Annotated in this window: 4 protein-coding genes; 2 read left to right on the forward strand and 2 right to left on the reverse strand. The window is 62.9% G+C overall.

Annotated features, from left to right (window positions below):
- Window positions 1-238, reverse strand: a 238-nt coding sequence (locus ENZ74_RS27425) for a nuclear transport factor 2 family protein (protein WP_164761251.1), incomplete at its 3' end; no start/stop codon positions are given.
- A 161-nt stretch (window positions 239-399) separates the two neighbouring features.
- On the opposite strand from ENZ74_RS27425, the gene ENZ74_RS27430 reads away from it, so the two are divergent.
- The gene (locus tag ENZ74_RS27430; protein WP_013529556.1) at window positions 400-1,152 is read left to right on the forward strand and encodes an SDR family oxidoreductase; all 753 of its coding nucleotides are present in this window, start codon (window positions 400-402) and stop codon (window positions 1,150-1,152) included.
- A gap of 13 nt (window positions 1,153-1,165) precedes the next feature.
- On the opposite strand, the gene ENZ74_RS27435 is transcribed toward ENZ74_RS27430, so the two are convergent.
- Window positions 1,166-2,086, reverse strand: coding sequence for a zinc-binding dehydrogenase (locus ENZ74_RS27435; RefSeq protein ID WP_013529557.1), 921 nt, complete (start codon window positions 2,084-2,086; stop codon window positions 1,166-1,168).
- Between the two features lie 137 nt (window positions 2,087-2,223).
- Between ENZ74_RS27435 and ENZ74_RS27440 the strand changes: the two genes are divergently transcribed.
- On the forward strand, window positions 2,224-2,913 hold a 690-nt coding region (locus ENZ74_RS27440; protein ID WP_164761252.1), incomplete at its 3' end, for a helix-turn-helix transcriptional regulator.

Consider the following 2,913-nt stretch of genomic DNA (forward strand, 5'->3'; position numbering starts at 1 on the left):
AGTCATACATTAGCAGCGCCTGGTGGTCGTCTCCGAAGGCCGCGATCATGCGCACACCGGTCACATCCTGTGAAAGTTTGGTCAGGCCCTCGAGGTAGGGGGCCTTGCCAGTCGACTGTTGCATCGGCCCATCAAAAACGACGTCGTCGGCGACATAGGATGCTGCCTTTTCGAGGTCGTGTCCTGTCCACGCTTTGGTGAAGGCGGTGGCGATGTCGAGGGGTGCTGTCTGTGTCATGACTTTGTCCTGATAGATTGATTCAGAACCCCGCACCCTTTCCGCATTCAAGGACCAACGGCGAGCCGGCTTCCCGGTTCCTCCTTTGAGGTGAATGGTGACATTTCGGCCTCTCGCCACCTCGGCGGCGTTCGGCTACATCTGCCGGCTGGAGACCTGAAATGACTGAGCTCGACACCCGAAAGACCATCGTGCTGACCGGCGCTAGCCGCGGCATCGGCCACGCCACCGTCAAGCGTTTTTCGCGCGAGGGCTGGCGCGTCATCACCTGCTCCAGGCAGGCTTTCGCCGAGGACTGCCCGTGGCCGGCCGGGCCGGAAGACCACATCAAGGTCGATCTCGCCGATCAGGAGGATGTCGGCATCGCCGTCTCCGAAATTCGCCACCGGCTGGAAGCGCATGGCGGCCAGTTGCATGCGCTGGTCAACAATGCCGGCATTTCGCCGAAGCTCAAGGACGGCAACAGCCGCATGAATTCGATCGACACGCCGATGCATGTCTGGCGCGACGTGTTCCAGGTCAATTTCTTCGCGCCGATCATGCTGGCGCGCGGGCTGTTCAAGGAACTGGCGGCGGCCAAGGGCTCGATCGTCAACGTAACCTCGATCGCCGGAACCCGCGTGCATCCTTTCGCCGGCACGGCCTACGCGACATCGAAGGCGGCACTCGGCTCGCTGACGCGCGAGATGGCGCATGATTTCGGTCCGCACGGCATCCGCGTCAACGCGATTGCGCCGGGCGAAATCGATACCGCGATCCTGTCGCCGGGCACGGACAAGATCGTCGAGACCATTCCTCTCAGGCGCCTTGGCACCACGGCCGAAGTCGCCGACATCATCTTTTTCCTGTGCTCGCAGCAGGCGTCGTATGTGACTGGCTCGGAAATCCACATCAATGGCGGCCAGCACGTGTGACAAAACAGGATGCTCATCCTGTTATGGTGAGAACAGCCTTGCCGCTGAAGCTGCGCTGTCGCAGTGCGTCCAGCGCTTGAGCGACGTCTGTCCACGGCGCCGTCAAGGCCACGCGCGTTTCGAGCCGGCCGGCTGCGACCAGAGCGAGCAGTGAGGCGATGTCCTCGCCGATGCCTGGACCAGACGTGTAGTACGCAAAAGTCTGAAGCCTTGCCCCTTCATGATCCGGAACGAACTGGCGGAATCCGACGGGCGTCAGCTCGCCGCTGCTCGAACCGAACATGACGATGGTCCCGCCAGGTGCGATACGTTCGATCGCGCGTGCGAGGCTTTGGCCGCCGACCGACTCGGTGATCAGCGAGAACGGCCCCTCGGCCAGATCGATCGCTTCGACAACCTGCCGGGCTCCGAGGCCGCGGAGATCGTCGGCGTGCCGGGCCGCGGCGATTGCCGTCACCGAGGCGCCTTGCTCGCGGGCGATCTGGATCTGAAAACGGCCGACCGCTCCGCTTGCACCGGTGATCAAGACCTGCTGGCCGGCGAGGTCGCCGCCATGGCGTAGAGTCCTTAGTGCCGTCGTACCGGCGACAGGAAGTGTGGCTGCGGAAACGAAACTGACGTCATCCGGCAGGACGGCGAGACGGTCGATTGGGACTGCGATGCGTTCGGCCCAACCGGCCTCGTCGACCAAAGCAACAACCCGGGCGCCGACGGCTGGCCCGGAACCATCGGCTGCTCTTCGTTCGACAATCCCCGCGATGTCCTGGCCGGGTATCCAGCCCTCGGGGCGTATGGCAAGCAGGCGCAGTTCGCCCCGGTTCAACGAAGTTGCGTGGACAGAGACAAGCGCTTCGTTCGAAGCCGGTTGAGGCTCGGCGATGTCGGCGAGCCTCAACCCGGTCGCGCTTTCGGGAGAGATGACCAGGGCGAGCATGGCGTACCTTGTTGCTGGCTTGTCGGTGCCAGCTTGCTGTGGAAAGCACGGCAAGCTGAGTACGAGCCGGAGCTTATCGACTTTCGCTGTTAAAGAATTTAGCTATCATGGCGTTTAATCGCTAATAACAGTCAACCATGAGACAACCCCTCAGCTACCCCTGGCTCGATCTCGATGTGGATGACCCTGCCGCGCCGGCGATTGCCGTGCGCGTCGACATCCCCGACACCAGAGCGGAAGTCCCCGCCCATCGGCACCGCAAAGGCCAACTCGTCTTCGCACTCGGCGGCGGCGTCACATGCCGCGTTCCAAGCGGTCTATGGATGGTGCCGCCGCATTGCGGGGTGTGGATCCCCGGCGGCATGGAGCACAGCAATGTCGCAACCGCCAACGCCCGGATTTTTTTCGTCTACATAGAGCCGGGAGCCGCCGATCTGCCGGAGCGGTGCTGCACGTTTTCAATCTCGCCCCTGCTGCGCGAATTGATCATCGAGCTTTCCGATCGGGTGGAGGGTGACGGGGCGAGGGGCGAACTCTTGACCAAGATGCTGCTCACCGAATTGCCACGCATGCCTGTCCAGCAATTGCACCTGCCGATCTCGTCCGAGCCACGCTTGAACAGGATCGCCGAAGCGTTGGCGCAAGACCCTGCCGACCGCAGCACACTGGCGGAATGGGCCAACCGCATCGCGCTCAGCGAGAGCAGCCTCGCCCGCCTTGTGGCAAAGGAGACGGGGCTGAGTTTCGGGCGCTGGCGCCAGCAATTGCACTTGATCGTTGCAATTCGGGAACTGGCTTCCGGCAAGAGTGTCCAGCAGGTCTCGGGC

The organism is Mesorhizobium sp. M7A.F.Ca.CA.002.15.2.1 (assembly GCF_003998715.1).
Lineage (GTDB): Bacteria > Pseudomonadota > Alphaproteobacteria > Rhizobiales > Rhizobiaceae > Mesorhizobium > Mesorhizobium ciceri.